The sequence below is a fragment of the Paenibacillus sp. J22P59 genome (genome assembly GCF_059383895.1).
Window position 1 is genome coordinate 298,166 of sequence record NZ_JBXENX010000002.1, and the last position, 21,465, is coordinate 319,630.

A 21,465-nucleotide genomic window follows, 5' to 3' on the forward strand; every position below is an offset into this window, starting at 1 on the left:
TGTGATTACTGCGATTTCACCTAATAAGAGGAGGATGAAGGATGAGGAAAGAATTAGCTAGTTTTATTGATGCTTTCGATAAAGGGGCTGCTCTAAGTGGGCGATACAGAAATAAGCTCGGCAAGATCGAATTACTATTTTTGGAGCAGGTATGGGGTCCTGCATTCGGCTACTCTTATGACGGATTATCTGCCGAGCATCCCTTCCTCGACTATAAGGGCGGGCAGCGCTTCGCTGATTTTGCCTATGTAAAGAATGGCGTCCGGCTTGTTATTGAGCTGGATGGATTCACTACGCATGCGAGGGATATCTCACCTGGGGAGTTCAACGATCATCTGCAGCGGCAGAATGATTTGGTGCTGTCAGGCTGGATGCTGCTGCGCTTCTCAGCTTGGCAGGTTGAGAAGCAGCCTTACTTGTGCGAGCGTCAAATTAAACAGGCTATCGGTCATTGGTGGTCGCAGACCTACCGCTCAAATGTGGCAGGCATCGAAGGGATATGGGATTCCAGACAAGAACTGGTCGTCCAAATGGCCATGCGCCGTGATGGCAAAATCAAACCAACTGAAGTTGCGCAGCATTTTCAAATATCCAATCGAACCGCTGCTAATTGGTTGAAGCGATTCGAAGCTAATGGCTCGCTTCAGTCGCTCCCTTCCCCACATCGCATAACCGCTTATGTGTTGCCAAACTATATGAGTTAAGGATGGTTGCGTAACTACCACACATAACACACGTATTACCCTAATTAGCGAAGCCATTTACCCTTTTTACTGTCTTGTGGAGGAGTAAATACGATTTAAGGACAGCTAAGCTCACTACTCGCGCAACAAGTTGCCTGACTACTGAACCTAGATTCACTAGTTGGTGTTTCTGCGCTAATCTCAGACTTTTTTATGAGGCTGCGTTCACTCATTAACGTATCTCTTTCTTTGAGCTGAGCAGCTCCAGTGAACTGTCGTCCATGCAGCTTATTTCTTGTTTTATTACTCTATTATTTTTAATTATCATTGCTGCTACATATGGTTGTTTCTCTGGGTTAACCTACTTAAGCTATGTGCGACTCCTCATTTGGAGCTATTTATGGCCCAAGCTTACGCCCAGCATCATAACGCAAACGTTACTCTAATAATTAGCGAATCCATTTACGCTTTTTACTGTCTTGTGGAGGAGTAAATGCGATTTAAGGACAGCTAAGCTCACTACTCGCGCAACAAGTTGCCTGACTACTGAACCTAGATTCACTAGTTGGTGTTTCTGCGCTAATCTCAGACTTTTTAATGAGGCTGCGTTCACTCATTAACGTATCTCTTTCTTTGATGCTGAACAGCGCCGGTCAACTGTCCTCTTCTAACCCAATTAAGACCAACCTGAGGCGCTTTCAGCATCATGCAAGCAATAAGAATAAAGTGCGTCCATCAGCCCTGCATCCCGCGTCCGTTGTAACCACGCCCAGTCCGAGATATTCAAACGTCAACAGCCCCCCTTTAATAAAACGAAGAATTCGACTAATCAAAAAGGTTATGAGCGAGGACATTCAGTTAGTAAAAAAAACAGTTTCGATCGAGGACATTCAATTAGTAAAACAGTTTCGATCGAGGACATTCAGTTAGTAAAAACAGTTACGAACGAGAACATTCAGTTAATAAAAACAGTTACGAATCAGGACATTCAGTTAGTAAAAACAGTTTCGAACGAGGACATTCAGTTGATAAAAACAGTTACTAACGCAGCATTCAGCTGATAAAAAAAGCATAAGCTCGAAGGAAACACCGCCCTTCGAGCTTATGCTGCTCTATCTTATGTTTAAGCTTAATCTTAGTACTCTTCCTCGTCCTCTTCAATATCCTGACGCTTGGATTCGAGATACTCTTGCGTAGCCCGATCACGTTCACGGCCTTTTTCTTTCAGTCGCTCGATGGCGGGCTGAATAAGCAGATCAACTTCCTTCTGCACCGTATAAGCGAGATCATAACGACTCTGCGACTCTAGAAAAGAGCCCACCTCCATCAGAGCGTTATAACGGTCGAGCTCCTCTCTTGTTAGCAACCCACGCACCTGCACGCTGCAATGCCGCATTATAGGAACTTGCCTTTACGCAGCACGAGCGGTATTCCGCCGATGATGAACAAATAACGAAGGTCGATCATTTTTTTGAGCCAAGCTGCTACGCGGCCTTTATACTTTTTGCCAAAAGCAATTCCGATCGCTTCCCCTTTGCCTAGCGAGGCAACCGTGCCTTTGTTGCTGAACGTGAAGCCCTTGAGCGGCTGGTTGCGAATCGAAGCAACCAGGTTATGTGCACATACAACACCTTGCTGCATAGCAATCTGAGCAGTTGGCGGATATGGACGCTCCTCCGGATTGAACATCAAAGAATTATCGCCGACGATATAAATGTTCTCTGTCCCTGGCGCACGAAGATGCTCATCGACCTTGACCCGGCCGCGCATCGTCTCGAAGCCCGCCTCTTCAATAAGACGATTCCCACGTATGCCACCCGTCCAGATTACGGTCTGCGACTTAATTTCTTCCCCATCGCCAATTACGACACCTTCTGGGGTGCATTCTTTAATGGCTGTTCCTAGACGGAACGTCACGCCTTTTTTCCCCAGAACCTCCATGCCGTATTGAACCAGCTCAGGATCGAAGCCTGGAAGCGCTGTTGGAGCCGCTTCTATATTGTATATTTTAACGAGCGAAGGATCGACATCGAACTGCTTACACAGCTCAGGAATGCGATCAGACAGCTCTCCTACGAACTCTATGCCTGTGAAGCCTGCTCCGCCAACGATAAAGGTTAAGTAATCCGTGCGATGCGGCTCGCGCTTGAAGCGGGCAAATTGATATTCGATATGCTCGCGTATCAAGCGAACCGAGTTGAGGCTGCGAATATTCATCGCGTATTCACCAAGACCAGGAATACCGAAGGTTTCGGGTTCTCCACCAAGACCAATCACGAGGTAATCATAAGAAAGGGTGCCATCTTCAAGAATGACTTTTTTATCCTGGGGACGGATTTGCACGACTGTTGATTTGACGAAATCAATCTTGAACTCATCAATCAGCTTCGAGATGCTGACGCGTGCATTCTCCGGGTTATCTGTCCCAGCTGCCGGCATATGCAAATGCGTCGTAATATAATGATAGTCATGTTTATTGACAAGTGTAACGTCTGCTTCGTTGTAGTTAAGCTCTTTCTGTAAACGAAGCGCCGTCAGCACGCCGCCATAACCCGCTCCTAGAATAACAATTTTGGGTATGTTGCTCATCGTATGATCCCTTCCATTCCTATGGTTACTTTGTGAAAAATTACACAAACCCTTTTATAAATTTATGATAGTTATCTCTAGTTTGTGCAACATATTTCCTAATTATGAAATCTCCATCCCTACGCCACGTTTCGTCTCTATCCGACAAATATCTGCATAAAGTGAGTCCTGCTATCCGTATCATACCTAACATACATCAGAAATTTTACATAGTTTTCAATGAAACATCAAGGGCAAAATATACGAAAATCTTTAGAGCAGCATACAAATTAAATTGATTTCATACTTGTAAGCGCTACGCTTATAATAATAGATGAAATAACCATTCTTTGGAGGTGCTTTCCTTGTCTCAAAACGAATCATCCGATAACGTTGTTGATATCGCAATCATTGGCGGTGGGCCGACTGGTCTGTTCGCGGCTTTTTACGGGGGAATGCGTCAAGCTTCCGTGAAATTGATTGAAAGCATGCCCCAGCTTGGCGGGCAACTCACCGCGTTATATCCCGAAAAATATATATATGACGTCGCAGGCTTCCCTAAGGTTACCGCACAGGAGCTTGTCGATAGATTGATCCAGCAACTAGAGCATTTCAAGCCAGAAATCTTGCTGGAGGAGAAAGTCAAAGAGGTCATCAAGCAGGATGAGCGCCTCTTCGCAATTGTAACGAATATAACCACTCATTATGCCAAGGCAGTCATCATTACTGCTGGTGTCGGGGCATTCGAGCCAAGACGGCTGGAGCTGCCTGAAGCTGCTGCCTATGAGAAGGGCAACCTTCATTATTTTGTAGGTGACCTCCAGCGGTTCAGAGGGCAAAAGGTATTGCTCAGCGGCGGCGGCGACTCCGCGGTCGATTGGGCGCTCATGCTTGAACCAATCGCCGACAGTGTCACGCTTATCCATAGACGTGATAAATTCCGCGCTCATGAACATAGTGTAGAGAACTTGATGAATTCAAGCGTTAAGGTCGTGACACCTTCCGAAATTACATCCCTGCACGGCAACAACGGTCGTATCGAGCGTGTAACCCTAAGCAATGTGAAGACGAAGGAAGCCTCGGAGCTTGCGGTTGATGCTGTCATTATTAACTTCGGGTTCGTATCTTCTCTTGGTCCTATCGCTGATTGGGGAATGGACATACAAGGCGGATCTATCGTTGTGGATACAAGGATGGAGACTAGTGTGCCCGGCATATTCGCAGCAGGCGACATTACCACTTATCCGGGCAAGCTCAAGCTTATCGCTGTCGGCTTCGGTGAAGCGCCCACGGCTATTAACAATGCCAAAGTCTATGTCGATCCGGAAGCGAAGCTGTCACCCGGCCATAGCAGCAACATGAAGCTATAACAGTCAACTGCACCCCCACCATCATCATAAAGTAAAATCAATAAGGGTATCCTAACTTTGGCGTTCATTCTACAAGCAGAGCCGCTAACGGTTCTGCAAGGCCAAGGAGGATACCCTTATGTTTTGTCCGGTGTGCAACGGCATACTGCCGCTTTCTGTGAAGTGTAGTACTTGTGATGGTATGAATGAAGATTGGGGACGAATCACGGACTGGACGGGCCCTTATGCTCCCTATGAATCTTTGGATGCTACAAATGAGCTATATAATCAATTGGCGGGTGCAACGAATTGCAGGCACATCGTTTTTTGTTCAACTTGCAAGTTAACGGCTCAGATCGAAGTAGCAGAATGGAAATAAGCCGGTTTATCTATGCTGTAATCCGCTCTACTTCAGGATTCGACGACTTTCTTCGTTTCATTTCAAGTAGGATCATGTGAATGAAGTCAGGCTCTAGCTCGAATGTAATTGCCGCATGATAAGTGTCTTCCAGCAGCTCGTCCGATAATAGTTCCATAACAGACACATCCTTTCCTTGTAGGATTTCCCAATCTTTCTTCATAGTATCATGGGCATTTCACTAGAACAACTGTACGGCTTATACACAGATCCCTGTGGATATGGTGTGCATCATTTGTGGGTAAACGTCGAATAATGAGGAACAACACAGTGGATCATGTGGATATCGTTATACACAGGCTATTTTATTTACAAATCCATAAAAAACTTTAATGAATATTCGTGGATCTATCAATGGAATATTTTAATGATGTAAATTATCAAAAAAAAACCCTCACGGGTTTATTGCGGGCGCGTATTCACTTCAAAGATCCATATCTTCCCGCTCTTATCAATGCCATAGTCGAATCCAAGCTGTCCAATTCCCGGAAAACGACTCTCTAACAGCTGCGTTGACAGCACCGTCAGCTCTCTCATTCTGCGTTTCTTCGTTCCTACCATCTCAGACGACAATGAACGGCTAATTCCTTGTGCCGCCGTCACCATCGTTCCTCCCCGGCATAGATTCGTTACGAACAGGCCTGGCTTGGCAATTCGCCCTACCATTGAGCGGTAGACCCAGCCCTTGTCGGTCTTCACATACTTCACACGATAATCAATCGGACGGCCGCCTACCGTCGCTAGATAGATCCCTTTTTGAATAATATACGAACGGCCCTTCCTCTTTCTATCCAATGCGCTCTTCAATCCCTCAAAGCTGGAAAAATGACTCGTCTGCGAATAATACGTATAAGAATAACCGCTGCTATCCTTCGTCACTTTAATGACGCCATGCCCTCCTGCACCGCAAACCGGCTTCACGACTACCATCTGATGCGTATTCAGCATGCTTCTCAGATTATCTCCTGTATATCTCCTCGTCGGGGGGATATGCGGGGCTATAGCCGAATGAGAAAGCAGGACGGCTGTTTTGGTCCATTTGCTGGCCAATTGCCTGCCTTGATGTTCACCCACAAGCTATCAGGCTCCTTTCCTACGGTTTCATCCATAGCATATGACGGAGAGCTCTTTGTCTCTTGGATGATTGTCGGAGGCTAGTAGCCCCTCTTTCGTAGATTCAATAGTGACGCTTAATAGATAGCAAAAAGAAGCCGGGCTCTATCGCCCAGCTTCTCTCTCCATCATCAATCCTTGTCTTGCTGCTGCATTGCTGCCTTCAAGGCATCTGCCAAGCTATTGGATAATGACACATTGTCGCTGTATTGCTCAATCATTTTCTTCTGTTGATGCTTGTTCACACGGCCGCCTTGCTTGTCGCCAAGCATCTCAATTACGTTACACGGTCGGCATTGGGCGTATTTGCCCGCTTTGCCGGTATGAATCTCCATCTTCTTATGGCACTGCGGACAGCGCTTATTCGATAGGGCCGGTTCTGCTGCGCGCCGGTAGCTGCATTCACGATCGGAGCAGACGAGTGATTTGCCTCTTTTGCCCTTCACTTCCATCAACGGCTTGCTGCACTCCGGACAGCGTGAATGCGTCAGATTATGCGGCTTGTATTCTTTCGTCTCCAGCTTAACCTCATTGACCCATTTGCTAGCTTGCTCACGAATGCCTGCCATGAACTTGGCGGCATTCCCCTTGCCCTGCGCTATTTGCTCCAGCTCGCGCTCCCACTTCGCCGTCAGATCAGGGCTGCGAAGCTCGCCGACGACCAGCTCAATCAGCTGCTTGCCTTTGCCCGTAGGCTTCATCCGATTCTGGTTCCGCTCAATGGTATCGGTTGCGAGCAGCTTCTCGATAATATCAGCCCGCGTTGCTGGTGTTCCGAGCCCATGCTTTTCCATCTTCGAGAGCAGGGTCGCCTCGGTGTAGCGTGCCGGAGGCATAGTGCGCAGTTCCTTGAGCTTGCTCTGCTTCACAGGAAGCGTCTGTCCCGCAGTCAGCGCAGGTAGCAGCTGCTCCGGCTGGCGATCCCCTTGCGTACGGCTGCCACCCTCTCCATCCTCCTCGTCATCCTCATCATTAGCAGCATGAGCAGCACCGCTATACAGCTCTTTCCAGCCAATGTCCTTCTGCACCTTTCCTTTGGCGTACAGCTTATCACTGCCTACCGTCAGAACGACACTGGTCTCATCATAGCGATACGGAGGGTAAAATAAAGCAATAAAGCGGCGGACAATTAGATCGTACAGCTTCCGCTCCTCATTGTTCAAGGCTGACAGATTAACATACTCATCCGTAGGGATGATGGCATGGTGGTCACTAACCTTGCTGTCATCGACCAAACGCTTCGTCACCTGCAATTGCCCCCGAAGCAGCTTGCGTGCCAGCGGCGCATACGGCCCTACGGCTACACTTTCCAGCCGGCCTTTCAGCGTAGGCACAATGTCGCTGGACAAATAACGCGAATCCGTACGCGGATAAGTGACGATCTTATGCTGCTCGTAGAGCTTCTGCAGCACATTGGACGTCTGCTTCGCCGAGAAGCCAAGTCGCTTATTCGCATCTCGCTGCAGCTCTGTCAGATCATACGCCTGCGGATGCGGCTCCGACTTCTCTACTGTACGCAGCTTGTCTACCTTCGCTCCCTTGCCTTGAAGGCGGGTCACAACAGCCTCCGCAGCCTCACGGCTCCACAGTCTTCCATCATGCGAATCCTGCTCCCGCCATACCGTCTGGAACGCGCCCATATCAGCCGATACTGTCCAGTAAGGCTGTGATTGGAACTGATTGATCTCTTGCTCCCGATCTATCAGCGCACCAAGCGTCGGTGTCTGGACACGCCCTGCTGCGAGCTGAGCGTTATATTTTACCGTTAAGGCACGTGTCACGTTAAGGCCGATGAGCCAATCTGCTTCGGCACGGCAGACTGCCGATGCATAGAGATTGTCATACTCCTTGCCCGGTCGAAGCGCCTTGAAGCCGTCCTTGATCGCCTTATCCGTCTGGGAGGAAATCCAGAGCCGCTTGAACGGCTTTCTCCAATGGACCAGCTCCATAATCCAGCGGGCAACAAGCTCTCCCTCTCGACCTGCATCGGTAGCAATTATCAGCTCGCCAATATCCGAACGCTTGCATAGCTGGGCAACCGCCTTATATTGATGCGACGTTTCCTTCATCACCTTCAGGTTCATCTTAGGCGGTAGCAGCGGCAAATCCTCCAACGTCCATGTCCGATATTTCGGATCATATTCCTCCGGCTCCGCTAATGTAACGAGATGTCCTAATGCCCAAGTCACGACGTAATTGGGCCCTTCAATATAGCTTTTATGTTTGTGGCTGCAGCCGAGTACGCGGGCAAGTTCCTTCGCCACGCTTGGCTTCTCTGCCAGAACTAATGATTTCATCGCTTCCATTCTCCCCATTCCTGTTGTATACCGATTTCCTATCTCTAGTATACTTAATATTCACCGCTTGGACAAAGAAGCAGAATCTATTGCCCGCACGCTCCAGTTTCCTCGCAGCCATGGTGAGAACGCCTCTGCCATTTGATACAGACCATAAATTCAGCTCCCGCTGCTCGCTTTCACTATAATCATCATTTGAAAAATTACGATTTCTTCATTCATTTTACCGGGCAATTCCGATTATGATATATTGTCCTTACGATTCTATCTCAGAATCATTCACATTACACAAGGGGTGCTGATTAATGAAGCCGCGTTTCATTGTTACTATTGCTTCTGTTCTTATTATTTTCGGGCTTATTAATTGGTATATTGGATGGAATGGCTGGGTCTATCTCTCTACGGTCACTACGCTGGAAAACCCATTATGGTATGGCATTATAGTCGCAATCGTATCCTTCTCGTACCTCCTTGGAAGAGTAGGACATTCGTCAGCCTTCTACCGTCCTATCGCTTATCTCTTCAAATTTATAGGCTCCTATTGGTTCGCTATTCTCGAATACGCCGTTCTAATACTACCGCCTGCCAATCTCATCGTCTGGCTGATGATTCGCTCAGGTGTTGCTGCAGAGAGCGCCGTATTATTAGTAGGAACGATTGTCCTCATCCTAATGGCTGCGCTTATAGCAAGAGGTACATGGAATGCATGGAGCCCTATCGTTCGGAAGTATGATATCACGATTCCTAAGAAAGCTGGCTCACTCGATACCCTGCGTATCGGCATGGCCTCTGATATTCACCTTGGGACTATCGTCGGCAAGCGCCATCTAAGACGGCTCGTTGCTGGGATGGAGACTATGAAGCCGGACCTGATTCTGCTGCCCGGTGATGTAATCGATGATGATATTGATCCGTTCATCCGTAGTAATATGGCTTCTGTCATGAAGTCCTTGCAGGCTCCGATGGGCGTATTCGCCGTTCTCGGGAACCATGAATATTACGGGGGACGCATTAAGGATTATCTCCGCGAGATGGAAGCAATCGGCATCCGTGTTCTGCTGGACGAGAACGTGCTTATTCAAGACAGCTTCTACGTCGTTGGACGCAAGGATCTAACTGCTGATCGAAGCGATTCGGAAGGCAGGCTGCCGATCAGCGCCTTGATATCTTCCATTGATACGACGCTTCCGCTCATAATGATGGATCATCAGCCTTCGGACCTCGGTCAGGCAGCCGCCAATGGCATTGATCTCTCCCTATCAGGGCACACCCACCGCGGCCAAATGGCGCCGAACCATCTCATTACTAGGCGGTTGTTCGAACTGGATTGGGGCTACTTGAAGAAAGGCGGCCTTCACGCCATCGTCTCCTCCGGCTTCGGCACCTGGGGCCCGCCCGTACGCATCGGCAGCCGCTGCGAGATTATTCAAGTCGATATCACCTTCACGCCTGCTACGTGAACAACAGTAAGGGGGTGACCCAAAAATCATGAAAATGATTTTTGGGTCACCCCCTTACTTCACAGGTGTTTTTATAGATAGAAGGGCTCAAGGCTCTTAAAGCTCTTAAAGCTCTTAAAGCTCCTACCGCTCTCACCGCTCTTACGGTTCCTAAACCTCTAGAAGCCCTATCCGTTTCAACAGATGGCGCGTATGAAGAACTTACGCTATTTTATGAATCGTTTTTCGCAAAAATAGGCTTCATCTGGCGGCATATCGCAGATAACGCCAGCTATATTCCGTAGTCGGAAACCGACCTTCTCCACTAAAGAACATAGCTTCACTGTTGCTCCTTTTTACCTGTCTAAGCAGTAAGATAGAGCAAATAGATTCATTAATTTATACATGACATTCCTTCTCTACCTTGGGAGCCTGGCTTTTGGGCCAGCCCTTTCTTTTTTCAGCGTAGCTATTGAAAGAGCTGTAGGAACCTGACGCCGCCTTTCATGTAAACGAAAAAAGATCATATGCGTAATGATAAACTTAAGCCCGTCTACAATGTGTAGATCGGAACGGAAAACCAATTTATTATCGGCTGCGGCTGGGAAAAAATTATGCTTGCGTGGAAAGCCAACAGTTGGAAGCAGTAGTGAAGTAGAGCACGTATGACAAGGAAAAATCCAAAGAAACGGCAGTAAGACTTAAGTAAGCAAAATACTGGCGGTCAGTGAAGACGAAGATACATGGACGTGCACGGCTGGGCGAAAAGGCTGTTCTGTTAGCATAGCAAGAATAAATAAAACAGATATGAAGTAAGGAATCGACACTATCGAAGTAAAAGGTATTTGCTAACGATTCGTAGAAAAATTGAAGCGAAGTGTGTTCGGATAAATCAAGAACAATCAGATATTCTGGCGTTTTCTGCTTCCATGCCTGCTGGAAGTGAGCCTTACGGACGAGTTCGCTCACAATTTGCTCAAGAAGACAGACCAAAAAGCAGAAATGGCGGTACAGGGATAACTCCCTAGCATCGCCATTTCTTTAATCTTTACCAAATTCCCATTAAACGAGCTGTTTCTTCAAGTGAGCAGACCTACTTTTAGGACATCCCTTATTGTTTCCCATTAGAGATAGAGCCTTTATATCAACCGTTTGAAAACAACTTGCTTATGTAATGATCTCCTCAGGTAGTTAGCTGCTTGCTTGCTGATAATCATTTCTACAATTGCTAATTCACTTGTATCAACTTGCTGTTTCCGTAATACTCACTCTTAATCATAATTTCCCCACCATCTAACCTTCCAATATATTTCTCATCCATCGACTTCATTTTATCGAATCGATTCTCCTTATATAATTTTTCTATCGTATAAATAATAGCTTCTTTTCTAACGTCGCGTACCACTATAGTGTTCGGCTCCATGTCAAAGAAGCCGTTCTCTTCAATGCTCTTGTAAAAATCTTGCTTTAATCTGGCAATATTATAAACTACGATTCTGAAAAACCGGTTGCTCACACGAGTATAAACATTAATTCGATCACCCCTATAAAGGGATTCCGTGTCTATACGTTCAAAACCATTTTCAAAAAATATAGTAATAATAGCTATTCTACCCTCTTTCAATCTACAGGTCTTTTGTTGCTGTTATAGAAGTTTATCTTGCTCCTCTAAAACTTCTGCAAGCACCCTGCCTTTCCCTTTGCTAGAACGAATAATTGAGGAGGAAATGGTCGATTATATTTGTAGCTTGGCTTGTTGTCCGTCATACAACGTAAGCTGCTCTTCCAATTCCCATACACAATTTCATACGTGATGAACTTATAGCCACAATAAGAATAAACCTCTACTCCTGTTTTCTATTGACGCTAAGTGGTATTTTTGAAGGATTTCTCAAATCATATTTCTACGAGCATTAATCCCTCCGAGTAGGATTCTAATAGAGAGGTGTTAAGCCACGAGACTTCATTTGCTCTATCAGTATAGAATCGTAGGACCGTTTCTTCGCCATCAAATGAAAGAATAATATGAAAGCCTCTACTTCTGTTAAACTCCCTAATAAGGAGCCCCTGCCAAATTTCAACTATTTTCACCCCGATCTTCAATACATCAACGGGAGCATAGGACTCATCAAAAAAATCATTCAGGTGAATGTGGTTATGATAAGCTTCAAATGCCGTTCTATCTGGCAAGACAGAATTGGGGGAGTAACAGTTTGGCAGTTCATTATCACTTACGTGACTTAAAAGAACACATTCATTCCACTCCAAAAATTGTGGAAATATAATGCTCTCTAAGCCATTATTATTAATCACATAGCTCTCGAGCTTTATATCAGAATTCACCAATCCATCAAGGTGTTTCTGCATGCTGGAATTAGATCTCACTCTTTCACCCTTTCCCTTATAGTTGTACGAGGATAAGTTATTTTGTACATACTTCAACAAGCAAAAGTCTTTATGTGGCTAGTTACAATCGTCTGATGTGGACTTAAACGGTCGTTCTTAATTCAATTAAGCCCTCTTTGTCCCATCAAGCTTTACTTTACCGATGTTCGGCATGGATGCCGAGCCTTTATACTCCGAATAAACAAGCCAATCACCATAAATATAGTTTAAAAAGCGCTGCGTATCCTTCTTTGCTTTAAGCAGCGTTTGCTTCTTAGCTGGTTCTGATGCTTTGAATCTGATAAACGCCCCATTCTTGTCAGTATAATACACCCATCCTTCGTTGACATGAAAAAGGGAGTTGTACCCATTCGTAAGCTTCTGAGGCTTTCCCCCTGTTAATTTCACCCTATAAATTGGCCCATTACTTGAATATGAATTATCTTCATCCTTAATTTTCCAATACTCAGAATAATAAATGTAGTCACCGTCTAGTGTTGGAACAACTTTATTCGTAGATAATACTTTCAAATGACTTCCATCCGCATTCATTCTGACCGTTCCTTTATCACCAACAAAGTAAATAACATCGTTAACAACGCAGATGGGGTCCCCACCCTTTTTATTGGGATTATAAAAATATAACTGGTCAACTAATTGATTGTTGCGGTTTAGTTCAACAGAATTATAGTACTCGCCGTATAAAAGTTTGTGGCCTTTGCCATTCAAACCAACTCTATATAAAGAACTTGCTCCGTCCTCATTAGGCTTTGTGTAGTAAAGATACCCTTTATAGATTGTCATCGTTTCGGCTTGTTCAAAATCATTAACAATCACATTGCGTTCAGACCCATCCAGCTTTCCTCTGAACAATTGCTCGCTTGAATAAGATTTATAGTAAACCCAGTCATTTGAAATAGTAATCAGTTCAAGATAGGAGCTCGGCTCGGAAATTTCTTGAAGGAGCTTGTAATTGTCGATTCGATACAAATCATAGCCCCATTTTTCAGATTGAGAAATAAATCTTAATAGCTCGTCCGTATTGGCCAACTGATCGTCACTTCCATCATATCTCATCATGCGAATATTTTTCTCAGCAAAAATATCGTATTGGTGCTCAGAATAATAGATCCACCCATCATTAGTCACACCATAGAGTGATTTTGGCCCCAAGTCTGCCAGGCTTACGGCAAGCTGCTCTAGTGATTCTTTAGAATATTGCATATTCTTTGCTTCAACAGAGGATATAGACAACATAAAAAAAACAAGAACCATGACTAACATACGCTTCAATTGTATCGCTCCTTCTTCACTCTTCATTTTTGACAGGCTTATTAATCAGAACGGTTTAGCCCAATAATCTCCTTCAAGCGATCCTCCAACGGATACTCCTGTTCAACAGGCAAACGATTAACCTCAAAGCTTGCTTCCTTCTTCAGCTCTCGAAGCTCTCCAACATACTCCGTTATATCTGTAATTTGGACAATCCAATCATTCACATATTTTTCAACCATGCTTCCTTTTAGCCCTAATTGTATAGCACGCCTATTTAGAGGGTTCCCATGTATGTCTCTATCCGGGTCCCACTGGCATCTCACCTGTGATTCCATTAATTTGGCTTTCCACGCCTCTTGAGAAGGGTATACGTCAGGGTTATATGAGGATAAGGCTACATCGGACAAGATCGTATTAAAGCCCTCTCTCGTCATATCAATTGCCAATATTCGCTCCTGATCAACCTTAGTTGCCCAGCCTGATCTATACATCATCCACAAAAAAGATGGCTTGATCCAAGTCATCCTTTCCATTTTAAAAGAAGGACCGAACTTCCCTAGCCTTAACACTTCATCGGCAATTGTATGATTATAGGCCTGATAGACCCTAATGGTGTCTTTATTATAATGAGCGAGAATTTTTTTCTCCTCTGTAAGGTTAGGCATAGGTTGACGATCGTCTTTCATCAGCAGCATCTCCTTGCTAATCTAGTCATTTTCTCTGACTACTTGCTATTTAGCAGTTTTGTTGTAAGTTGGTACCTATTTGTATTCTACTAGACTTTCCATACTCTTACATCAATAAAAATGTCTTCTTAACACTTTCAGTTGGCCTAACAGCTTTCTTTTTAATATAAATTCATCCACCTTGTTTACAGCTTCTTCGTTACGGTGAAAGAAGTAAGTAAGCATGATTACTTTTTTAATCCATCTACAAAGGAACAAAGAAAGCTGGAGGTCGATCATAATGACAACTTACTCTTCTAATAAAGGAAGATTAGCTGGAAAAACAGCATTCATAACAGGAGCTGGCTCGGGGATCGGGAAAGCTACAGCACTTCAGTTCGCCAAAGAAGGAGCTAATCTCGCCCTCTTGGACATGCAAGAAGAACGGCTGGAGCGGGTACTTCAGCAGGTACAGGCTTTGGGAGCTACTGCCATAGCCCTTACAGCCGATATTTCGAAAGAAGAGGATCTCAGAGATGCATACGAACAAATCAGCGCGAGAATCGGTTACTTGGACATCGTATTCGCCAACGCCGGTATTAATGGTGTGATCGCACCGATTGAGCATATGACGCTTAATGACTGGAATGCTACCATTGCCGTTAATCAGACAGGCAGCTTCCTTACAGTGAAGCATGCCATTCCCCTTCTCAAAGAACGTGGAGGCAGCATCATCATCACCAGCTCCATCAATGGCAACCGCGTGTTCTCCAATGTCGGATTTACTGCTTATAGCAGTACAAAGGCAGCACAAGTGGCCTTCATGAAAATGGCGGCGTTGGAGCTGGCCGATTATGGCATTCGTGTCAATGCTGTCTGTCCAGGCGCTATCGACACCAAAATCGAAGAGCGCACCGAACGAACGCCGGAGCTTGAAGAGGTGCACATCCCGGTCGAATTCCCCGCTGGCGATCAGCCTCTCCAGAAAGGACCCGGCAAGGCCGACCAAGTCGCAAATCTGGTCCTTTTCCTTGGCTCTGATGATTCGAATCATATTACAGGAACCGAAATCTATATTGATGGCGCAGAATCGTTGCTTCGCGGATAACAAGAGAAACAAACTATTGTTAGTCCGATAACAAACTCGGTTACAAGCATTAATTGCTACGTTATTAAAAATGATGACAAGCATTAATACGACATAAAAGTAACTGCAAGCGTTAATACGATATTAAAAGTGAAGAAAGGCAGGCGTTCGCCCATGCTTAAGGAAGCGATTCATCATTCTCCAACCCAAAAATGGTCTTATGCTTACGACATTCAAACTTACCATCTGCGCTTGCGCACCAAGCGGGACGATGTTGAGGAAGCTGTAGCCGTGATCGGCGACAAATATGATTGGGAGCGGTGTGCCCACGAAGTCGTTATGGATCACATTGCGTCAGACCAGCTCTTTGATTATTGGGAGGCAGTTATTAGACCGGAATTCAAACGTTTTGTATACGGCTTCCGAGTACGGAGCGGGGACGAATATTTATGGAAAGTCGAAACTGGATTTTTCACTGAGCAGCCTACTCCACCGGGCGGCTATTTCGAGGTGCCTTATATTCACGAAGTGGATTTGTTCGATGCACCAGAATGGGCAAAGGATGCTATATTTTATCAGATCATGCCTGACCGATTCGCCAATGGCGACCCAAGCAATGACCCGGAATGGGTTGCACCGTGGGGAGATGAGCCCCAGGGCGATTCCTACTTCGGCGGGGATATTCAAGGTATTCTAGATCGGTTGGACTATTTGTCAGAGCTTGGAGTGAATGCTATTTATTTGACCCCACTGTTCACCTCGCCCTCCAATCACAAATACGATACCGTCAACTACCTTGAGATTGATCCAGGCTTAGGGAATACCGAACTGCTGCGAAAGCTGGTTGACGAGTGCCATAACCGGGACATTCGCGTCGTTCTGGATGCGGTGTTCAATCATGTAAGCGAAGAATTCCCGCCTTTTCAGGATGTCCTGAAGCATGGAGCCGACTCCAAATATAAGGACTGGTTCCATCTCAGCGGCTTTCCCGTTGAGGTCGTTGATGGCACAGCCAACTATGATACGTTCGGATTTTTCGGCAATATGCCTAAGCTGAACACCGCGAATCCAGAAGTAAAAAAATATTTGCTCGATATCGCTGTACATTGGATTCGCGAGGCTGATATAGACGGCTGGCGGCTAGATGTAGCCAACGAAATCGATCATCGTTTTTGGCGTGATTTTCGCACCATGGTAAAAGCCGAAAAAAGCGACGCGCTAATTATCGGTGAGGTTTGGAACGATGCCCTCCGATGGCTGCAAGGCGACCAATTCGATTCTGCGATGAACTATGCTTTGACGAACAGCATTCTCGACTTCTTCTCCTCTGGCGACAAGACCGCCTCCTTATTCGCCGAGGAAGTGAACAAGCTGCTAATGCGCTATCCGCAGCAAACGAATGAAGCGCTGCTCAACTTGATCTCCAGCCATGATATTCCTCGGGCGATGACCCGTGTTGGCGGAGACAAGCAGCGGCTCAAGCTGGCTGTCGTCTTCATGATGACGTCGATGGGTATTCCATGCATCTACTACGGGGATGAGATCGGCATCGACGGCGGAGACGATCCGAATTGCCGAAAATGCATGGAATGGGAAGAAAGCAAGCAGGACAGGGAGCTATTTGATTTTTTCAAGCTGCTTATTCAGCTTAGAAAGGATCACAAAGCGCTGCGCGGCGGCCGTTTCCGTTTCCTGCAGGCAAGCAACGAAGAAGGCACGCTGGTGTATGAGAGGTTGGATGGGAAGCAGCATTTTACAATCTGGATGAATCACACCGAGCATGTCAAAACGCTATCGCATCCAATGGAAGCAGGCGGATGGCGTGACGCGCTGACTTCGGAGGAGGTTGGCACGCACGAAGGCCAGCTTCAGATCGAGCTGGAGCCGCACGGCTACCGCATTTTGCAGCGTGAGATTATTTAACAGCTGAACAAGCTTGGCAGGGGCTGTCCCAGAGGGCAAAGCTCAATGTGACCATAATATGTGCAAAAGAACCTTCAAAGCCACTAAGTGGATCTGAAGGTTCTTTTTTGCCCAAATATTACGTGATACGTGCAGGTAAATTTCCAGAGATGACTTGGGACATCCCCCTTTTATATTATCTACGGATAATGAATAGAGGTGAAGGCGCATGTAATCATCTATTCTTTGACTGCTCATTACTTGAACGTTCTCCGAAGGAGATTCATGAACCATTCTCATAAATATATGAGCCTAGGCTCATACATTACCGCACATTTTCAAGATAAAAAGCCATGTATGAGGCTAGGCTCATAGCTCGAGAAGCTACCCTCCCCAACTATGAGGCTAGCCTCACACATGGTATTAAATTCGCTATTTCGCCCAAGAAACTCAGCTTTTCTATGAGGTTACCCTCATAGTTATATGTATAATGAGCGAATCAGCCGATGTTTCAAAGATACATATTTTTGTGTTTGTGTGTTCTATTTGCGTACAAGCTTGTCCGTTTCACTTATCTGTTTCACTTATCCGTTCTATTTACCTGTTTCACTTATCCATTCTGCTTATCCGTTCTGCTTATCTGTTTCGCTTATCCGTTCTACTTATCCGTTCTACTTACCTCTTACACTTATCCGATCTGTTTACCTGTTGCCCTTGTCCATTCTACTTGTCCGTTCCACTTATCCGATGCACTTCTCCGCTTCCCCATCCTACTTGTATCCCCTGCTCGCGCACCAACTAACGCTTCAGTTGCTCGTACAATTCCAGATACTGCAACGCCGATTTATTCCAACTGTAGTCGCCGCGAAGGGCTCTATCAACCAGCCTATTGCGCACAGAGGTATCTGCCCAGAAATGAATGGCCCTGCGGATCGTATACAGCATATCCGAGCTATTATACGCTGAGAAAGAAAAGCCATTCCCCTCTCCTGTAAACTCGTTATAACTGTGGACCGTATCCTTCAGCCCGCCTACTTCTCTAACAATTGGCAGGCTCCCGTATCGCAAAGCCAGCAATTGGCTGATTCCACAAGGCTCGAACAACGAAGGCATCAGGAACAGGTCTGAGCCGGCATAAATACGGCGTGCAACTCCATCATCGAAGCCAATATACGAGACAACCCTGCCCCGATATCTGGCTTCCACCTCTCGAAAGGCATTCTCCAAATAGGGCTCGCCCGTGCCGAGAAGCACTAGCTGAACCTCTTCCGTATGCATCAGCTCATCAATAACTTCAAGGACGAGCGGCAGACCTTTTTGCTCGGCCAATCTGCCAACCATTCCGATTAGCGGGATCGAGCCGTTAGTCGGCAATCCCATCTCCCGTTGCAGTGCTGTCTTATTGGCCGTCTTCTTCTGAAGGCTTGTCCGGTACTGCACCTCCAGATGAGGATCGGATGCCGGATTGTATGCCCTTGTATCAATCCCATTCACGATCCCGACCAACTGATCACCTCTGTAACGCAGAGCGCCTTCCATCCCGCAGCCATATTCCTGCGAGCAGATCTCTGCAGCATAGCTGGGACTTACCGTCGTTACGCGATCCGCAAGCTGAATGCCGGCTTTCATGAAGCTTACGCAACCGTGATACTCAACGCCATCCGCGGCAAAATAATGCTGCGGCAGCCCAAGCAGGCCAGCCAATATACCATAAGGAAAATTGCCCTGATATTGGAGGTTGTGAATCGTAAATACCGTTTTGATTTCACTGTATTCCCTGCGCCATGCGTAGTGATGGCGGAGCAGCGCGGGAATCATTCCCGTATGCCAGTCATGGCAATGCAAAACATCAGGCATGAAATCAATGGCTGGAAGCACCTCAAGCACCGCTCTGCACAAGAAAGCAAATCGCTCCCCGTCATCACCATGACCATAAAGGCCTGATCCCCGTTTGAAATATTGCTCGTTATCCAAAAAATAATACAAGATCCCTTCATGCTCTAATTCCAACACGCCGCAATAAGCGCTGCGCCAGCCAACAGGCACATGAACAACAGCTTTCAGCTTCATCTGTTCTCTATACTGCTGAGGAATCACATCATACAGAGGAAGCATAACGCGAATATCATTCCCTTTTTGCCTCCCTTTGTCATTCCCTTTGGCATTCCCTTTCTCGCTCCCCTTCCCGCCTAGCTGCGACGGCAAAGCCCCAATGACATCCGCGAGGCCGCCTGTCTTAATAAAAGGTACGCATTCCGCAGCCGTGAATAAGATTTTCACACTCCATTCCTCCCAATCGTCTTCGTTTTTTTCTGGGTACGCTGTTTTTTCTCCCGTTTCAGAATAACTACGGACAAAGGAGGAAGCGGCAGCTCCAAGCTTTGCCGTTTGCCGTGCCAGCTCTTAAGCTCGGAAGCTATAATCGCTCCTTCGCGAAGGCGAGGTCCTTCAAAGCCCCAGCCACCGTATTGCGGATCATCGCTGCTCAGCAGCACGCGATATTCCCCTTGTGACGGAATGCCAATCCGATAGGCAGGATGCGCATGTTCTCCGAAATTGCAAATGACAAGCAGTGATTCTTTGCCGCTCTTGGACAATCGACGGTATGCAATGACGCTTTGCCCGGCATCCTGATGATCGATCCATTGGAATCCGTCCCCTTGATGGTCAAGCTGCCACAGCGCCTTTTCCTCTCTGTACAGCTCATTCAGCTTCTTCGAGAAAAGCGACATGCGCTGATGCAGGTCATAGTCCAGCAGCAGCCAATCCAGCTCGCCTTCATCCTTCCATTCGTCGAATTGACCGAATTCCCCGCCCATGAAAAGCAGCTTTTTGCCCGGATGAGTCATCCGGTAGCCATGCAGCAGCCGCAGTCCGGCGAACTTTTGCTCATAGGTGCCTGGCATCTTGTTCAATAGCGAACGCTTGCCATGTACGACCTCATCATGAGAAAGCGGGAGCAAATGCGACTCCTGCAACGCATACCAGATTGGAAAAGTAAGCAATTGCTGAGCGTTCCGGCGCTCCTCGAACGACATGCCGACATACCGCAGCGTATCGTTCATCCAGCCCATGTTCCATTTATAGTTGAAGCCCAGACCATCCTGTTGAGGAGAGAGCGTTACGCCAGGGAACGCATGAGATTCCTCTGCCATCATTAAGGCATGGGGAAAGTAGCGGAATACCTCCGTATTAAGCTGCCGCAAAAACTCGATGCCCTCCAGGCTTTCCTTTCCTCCATAACGGTTCGGGCGCCATTCTCCGTCTGGCTTGTCGAAATCCCTATAAAGCATGCTTGTCACTGCATCTACCCGCAGCCCATCAATATGATAGACCTCCATCCAATACAGAGCGTTAGAGATCAGAAAGCTGCGTACCTCCGGCTTCTCATAATCAAAGGCCAGCGTCCCCCATTGCACCTTCTCTGCGATCAGCAAATCATCATTCTCGAATAACGAGGTGCCGTCGAACATCCGCAGCCCATGCTCGTCTTTCGCAAAATGTCCCGGAACCCAATCTAGAATAACGCCTATTCCTCTCTGGTGACAGCGATCCACGAACGCCATCAGCTGCTGAGGCTCCCCGTATCTGCTTGTAGGAGCATAAAATCCAGTCGGCTGATATCCCCATGAACGATCATAAGGATGCTCGGTAAGAGGCATGATCTCCAAATGGGTGTACCCCATGCTGACGACATAATCAAGCAGTTCAACTGCCAGCTCGTCATAAGTATATAAGGAGCCGTCTTCATGCTTTTTCCAAGTGCCCAAATGCACTTCATATATATTAATTGGACGTTCATAGGGATCACGCCGTTTGTTAATCCAATCACCGTCTCCCCATTCATAACCCTTCCACGACCACAGCCTCGACGCCGTTCCCGGACGCAGCTCTGCGTAGACCGCATAAGGATCAGCTTTTAGAAGCTTGTATCCGCCAGTTGTAATGATTTCATATTTATATAATGCGCCTGCCTGCAATCCCGGAATGAACCCCGTCCATATTCCCGAAAGCTCGATGCGCGACAGCTGATGATTGCTTGCATCCCAGTTATTGTGCTCCGTTGCTACTCCAACCTTACTTGCATGAGGGGCCCATACATTAAAGCGGTAGCCCTCCACACCGTTCTCAACATCATGGTGCGCTCCCATCTTGCGGTAGCTATGCGCCAAGGTTCCTTCATGAAATAGAAAGATATCTTGCTCGTCCAGTATATAATCGGCCATTGTTCTCTCCCGTTCTTTATTAACAGAATAAGACCTGCAAAGTATCTATTAACCTTAA

17 protein-coding genes are annotated in these 21,465 nt (G+C 46.6%); 6 read left to right on the top strand and 11 right to left on the bottom strand.

The genetic code is table 11. From position 1 onward, the window contains the following. The first annotated feature begins 41 nt into the window (after positions 1–41). Positions 42–704 (top strand): helix-turn-helix domain-containing protein, encoded by a 663-nt coding sequence (locus AC50YO_RS04605; RefSeq protein WP_494843768.1) that lies wholly within the window; start codon positions 42–44, stop codon positions 702–704. Between the two features lie 1,114 nt (positions 705–1,818). Here AC50YO_RS04605 and AC50YO_RS04610 read toward each other — a convergent pair. After that, complete coding sequence (locus AC50YO_RS04610) at positions 1,819–2,079, bottom strand: hypothetical protein (protein ID WP_494843770.1); 261 nt, start codon at positions 2,077–2,079, stop codon at positions 1,819–1,821. Then, complete coding sequence (locus AC50YO_RS04615) at positions 2,079–3,272, bottom strand: NAD(P)/FAD-dependent oxidoreductase (RefSeq protein ID WP_494843772.1); 1,194 nt, start codon at positions 3,270–3,272, stop codon at positions 2,079–2,081. The genes AC50YO_RS04610 and AC50YO_RS04615 overlap by 1 nt, the downstream gene beginning before the upstream one ends. Positions 3,273–3,616: 344 nt before the next feature. On the opposite strand from AC50YO_RS04615, the gene AC50YO_RS04620 reads away from it, so the two are divergent. Beyond that, positions 3,617–4,621, top strand: coding sequence for an NAD(P)/FAD-dependent oxidoreductase (locus AC50YO_RS04620; RefSeq protein WP_494843774.1), 1,005 nt, complete (start codon positions 3,617–3,619; stop codon positions 4,619–4,621). Between the two features lie 118 nt (positions 4,622–4,739). Beyond that, entirely contained in the window at positions 4,740–4,979 is a 240-nt protein-coding gene (locus tag AC50YO_RS04625; RefSeq protein ID WP_494843776.1) for a hypothetical protein, read from the top strand. Positions 4,980–4,989: 10 nt separating this feature from the next. Here AC50YO_RS04625 and sda read toward each other — a convergent pair whose 3' ends face one another. From sda to AC50YO_RS04640, 3 genes are all read right to left on the bottom strand, one after another. Then, a complete protein-coding gene (gene sda / locus AC50YO_RS04630; RefSeq protein WP_494843778.1) occupies positions 4,990–5,136 on the bottom strand; it encodes a sporulation histidine kinase inhibitor Sda in 147 nt (48 codons plus the stop codon). A 284-nt stretch (positions 5,137–5,420) separates the two neighbouring features. Then, complete coding sequence (locus tag AC50YO_RS04635; protein ID WP_494843780.1) at positions 5,421–6,092, bottom strand: YheC/YheD family protein; 672 nt, start codon at positions 6,090–6,092, stop codon at positions 5,421–5,423. A gap of 170 nt (positions 6,093–6,262) precedes the next feature. Then, complete coding sequence (locus tag AC50YO_RS04640; protein ID WP_494843782.1) at positions 6,263–8,428, bottom strand: DNA topoisomerase III; 2,166 nt, start codon at positions 8,426–8,428, stop codon at positions 6,263–6,265. A 305-nt stretch (positions 8,429–8,733) separates the two neighbouring features. Between AC50YO_RS04640 and AC50YO_RS04645 the strand changes: the two genes are divergently transcribed. After that, on the top strand, positions 8,734–9,888 hold the full coding sequence (locus tag AC50YO_RS04645) for a metallophosphoesterase (RefSeq protein ID WP_494843784.1): 1,155 nt from the start codon (positions 8,734–8,736) through the stop codon (positions 9,886–9,888). Positions 9,889–11,095: 1,207 nt separating this feature from the next. Here AC50YO_RS04645 and AC50YO_RS04650 read toward each other — a convergent pair. From AC50YO_RS04650 to AC50YO_RS04665, 4 genes are all read right to left on the bottom strand, one after another. Continuing rightward, positions 11,096–11,383 (bottom strand): hypothetical protein, encoded by a 288-nt coding sequence (locus AC50YO_RS04650; RefSeq protein WP_494843786.1) that lies wholly within the window; start codon positions 11,381–11,383, stop codon positions 11,096–11,098. Positions 11,384–11,763: 380 nt separating this feature from the next. After that, the gene (locus AC50YO_RS04655) at positions 11,764–12,234 is read right to left on the bottom strand and encodes a PM0498 family protein (protein WP_494843788.1); all 471 of its coding nucleotides are present in this window, start codon (positions 12,232–12,234) and stop codon (positions 11,764–11,766) included. A 144-nt stretch (positions 12,235–12,378) separates the two neighbouring features. Next, entirely contained in the window at positions 12,379–13,536 is a 1,158-nt protein-coding gene (locus AC50YO_RS04660) for a DUF5050 domain-containing protein (protein ID WP_494844125.1), read from the bottom strand. Positions 13,537–13,586: 50 nt separating this feature from the next. Then, complete coding sequence (locus tag AC50YO_RS04665; RefSeq protein ID WP_494843790.1) at positions 13,587–14,213, bottom strand: DUF4291 domain-containing protein; 627 nt, start codon at positions 14,211–14,213, stop codon at positions 13,587–13,589. A gap of 280 nt (positions 14,214–14,493) precedes the next feature. Between AC50YO_RS04665 and AC50YO_RS04670 the strand changes: the two genes are divergently transcribed. Together AC50YO_RS04670 and AC50YO_RS04675 are read left to right on the top strand one after the other, a co-directional pair. Beyond that, positions 14,494–15,300, top strand: coding sequence for an SDR family oxidoreductase (locus AC50YO_RS04670; protein ID WP_494843792.1), 807 nt, complete (start codon positions 14,494–14,496; stop codon positions 15,298–15,300). Positions 15,301–15,453: 153 nt separating this feature from the next. Beyond that, positions 15,454–17,202 (top strand): alpha-glycosidase, encoded by a 1,749-nt coding sequence (locus tag AC50YO_RS04675; protein WP_494843794.1) that lies wholly within the window; start codon positions 15,454–15,456, stop codon positions 17,200–17,202. Between the two features lie 777 nt (positions 17,203–17,979). Here the strand turns inward: AC50YO_RS04675 and glgA are convergent. Together glgA and glgB are read right to left on the bottom strand one after the other, a co-directional pair. Beyond that, on the bottom strand, positions 17,980–19,461 hold the full coding sequence (glgA, locus tag AC50YO_RS04680; RefSeq protein WP_494843796.1) for a glycogen synthase GlgA: 1,482 nt from the start codon (positions 19,459–19,461) through the stop codon (positions 17,980–17,982). Next, a complete protein-coding gene (glgB, locus tag AC50YO_RS04685) occupies positions 19,458–21,407 on the bottom strand; it encodes a 1,4-alpha-glucan branching protein GlgB (RefSeq protein WP_494843798.1) in 1,950 nt (649 codons plus the stop codon). The genes glgA and glgB overlap by 4 nt, the downstream gene beginning before the upstream one ends. Positions 21,408–21,465 lie beyond the last annotated feature (58 nt).

What these genes read in the sequence shown, in the direction of transcription:
- AC50YO_RS04605 (WP_494843768.1), top strand. Translation starts at nt 42, where the DNA reads ATGAGGAAAGAATTAGCTAGTTTTATTGATGCTTTCGATAAAGGGGCT.
- AC50YO_RS04610 (WP_494843770.1), bottom strand. Translation starts at nt 2,079, where the DNA reads ATGCGGCATTGCAGCGTGCAGGTGCGTGGGTTGCTAACAAGAGAGGAG.
- AC50YO_RS04615 (WP_494843772.1), bottom strand. Translation starts at nt 3,272, where the DNA reads ATGAGCAACATACCCAAAATTGTTATTCTAGGAGCGGGTTATGGCGGC.
- AC50YO_RS04625 (WP_494843776.1), top strand. Translation starts at nt 4,740, where the DNA reads ATGTTTTGTCCGGTGTGCAACGGCATACTGCCGCTTTCTGTGAAGTGT.
- sda (WP_494843778.1), bottom strand. Translation starts at nt 5,136, where the DNA reads ATGGAACTATTATCGGACGAGCTGCTGGAAGACACTTATCATGCGGCA.
- AC50YO_RS04640 (WP_494843782.1), bottom strand. Translation starts at nt 8,428, where the DNA reads ATGAAATCATTAGTTCTGGCAGAGAAGCCAAGCGTGGCGAAGGAACTT.
- AC50YO_RS04645 (WP_494843784.1), top strand. Translation starts at nt 8,734, where the DNA reads ATGAAGCCGCGTTTCATTGTTACTATTGCTTCTGTTCTTATTATTTTC.
- AC50YO_RS04655 (WP_494843788.1), bottom strand. Translation starts at nt 12,234, where the DNA reads ATGCAGAAACACCTTGATGGATTGGTGAATTCTGATATAAAGCTCGAG.
- AC50YO_RS04660 (WP_494844125.1), bottom strand. Translation starts at nt 13,536, where the DNA reads ATGTTAGTCATGGTTCTTGTTTTTTTTATGTTGTCTATATCCTCTGTT.
- AC50YO_RS04665 (WP_494843790.1), bottom strand. Translation starts at nt 14,213, where the DNA reads ATGAAAGACGATCGTCAACCTATGCCTAACCTTACAGAGGAGAAAAAA.
- AC50YO_RS04670 (WP_494843792.1), top strand. Translation starts at nt 14,494, where the DNA reads ATGACAACTTACTCTTCTAATAAAGGAAGATTAGCTGGAAAAACAGCA.
- AC50YO_RS04675 (WP_494843794.1), top strand. Translation starts at nt 15,454, where the DNA reads ATGCTTAAGGAAGCGATTCATCATTCTCCAACCCAAAAATGGTCTTAT.
- glgB (WP_494843798.1), bottom strand. Translation starts at nt 21,407, where the DNA reads ATGGCCGATTATATACTGGACGAGCAAGATATCTTTCTATTTCATGAA.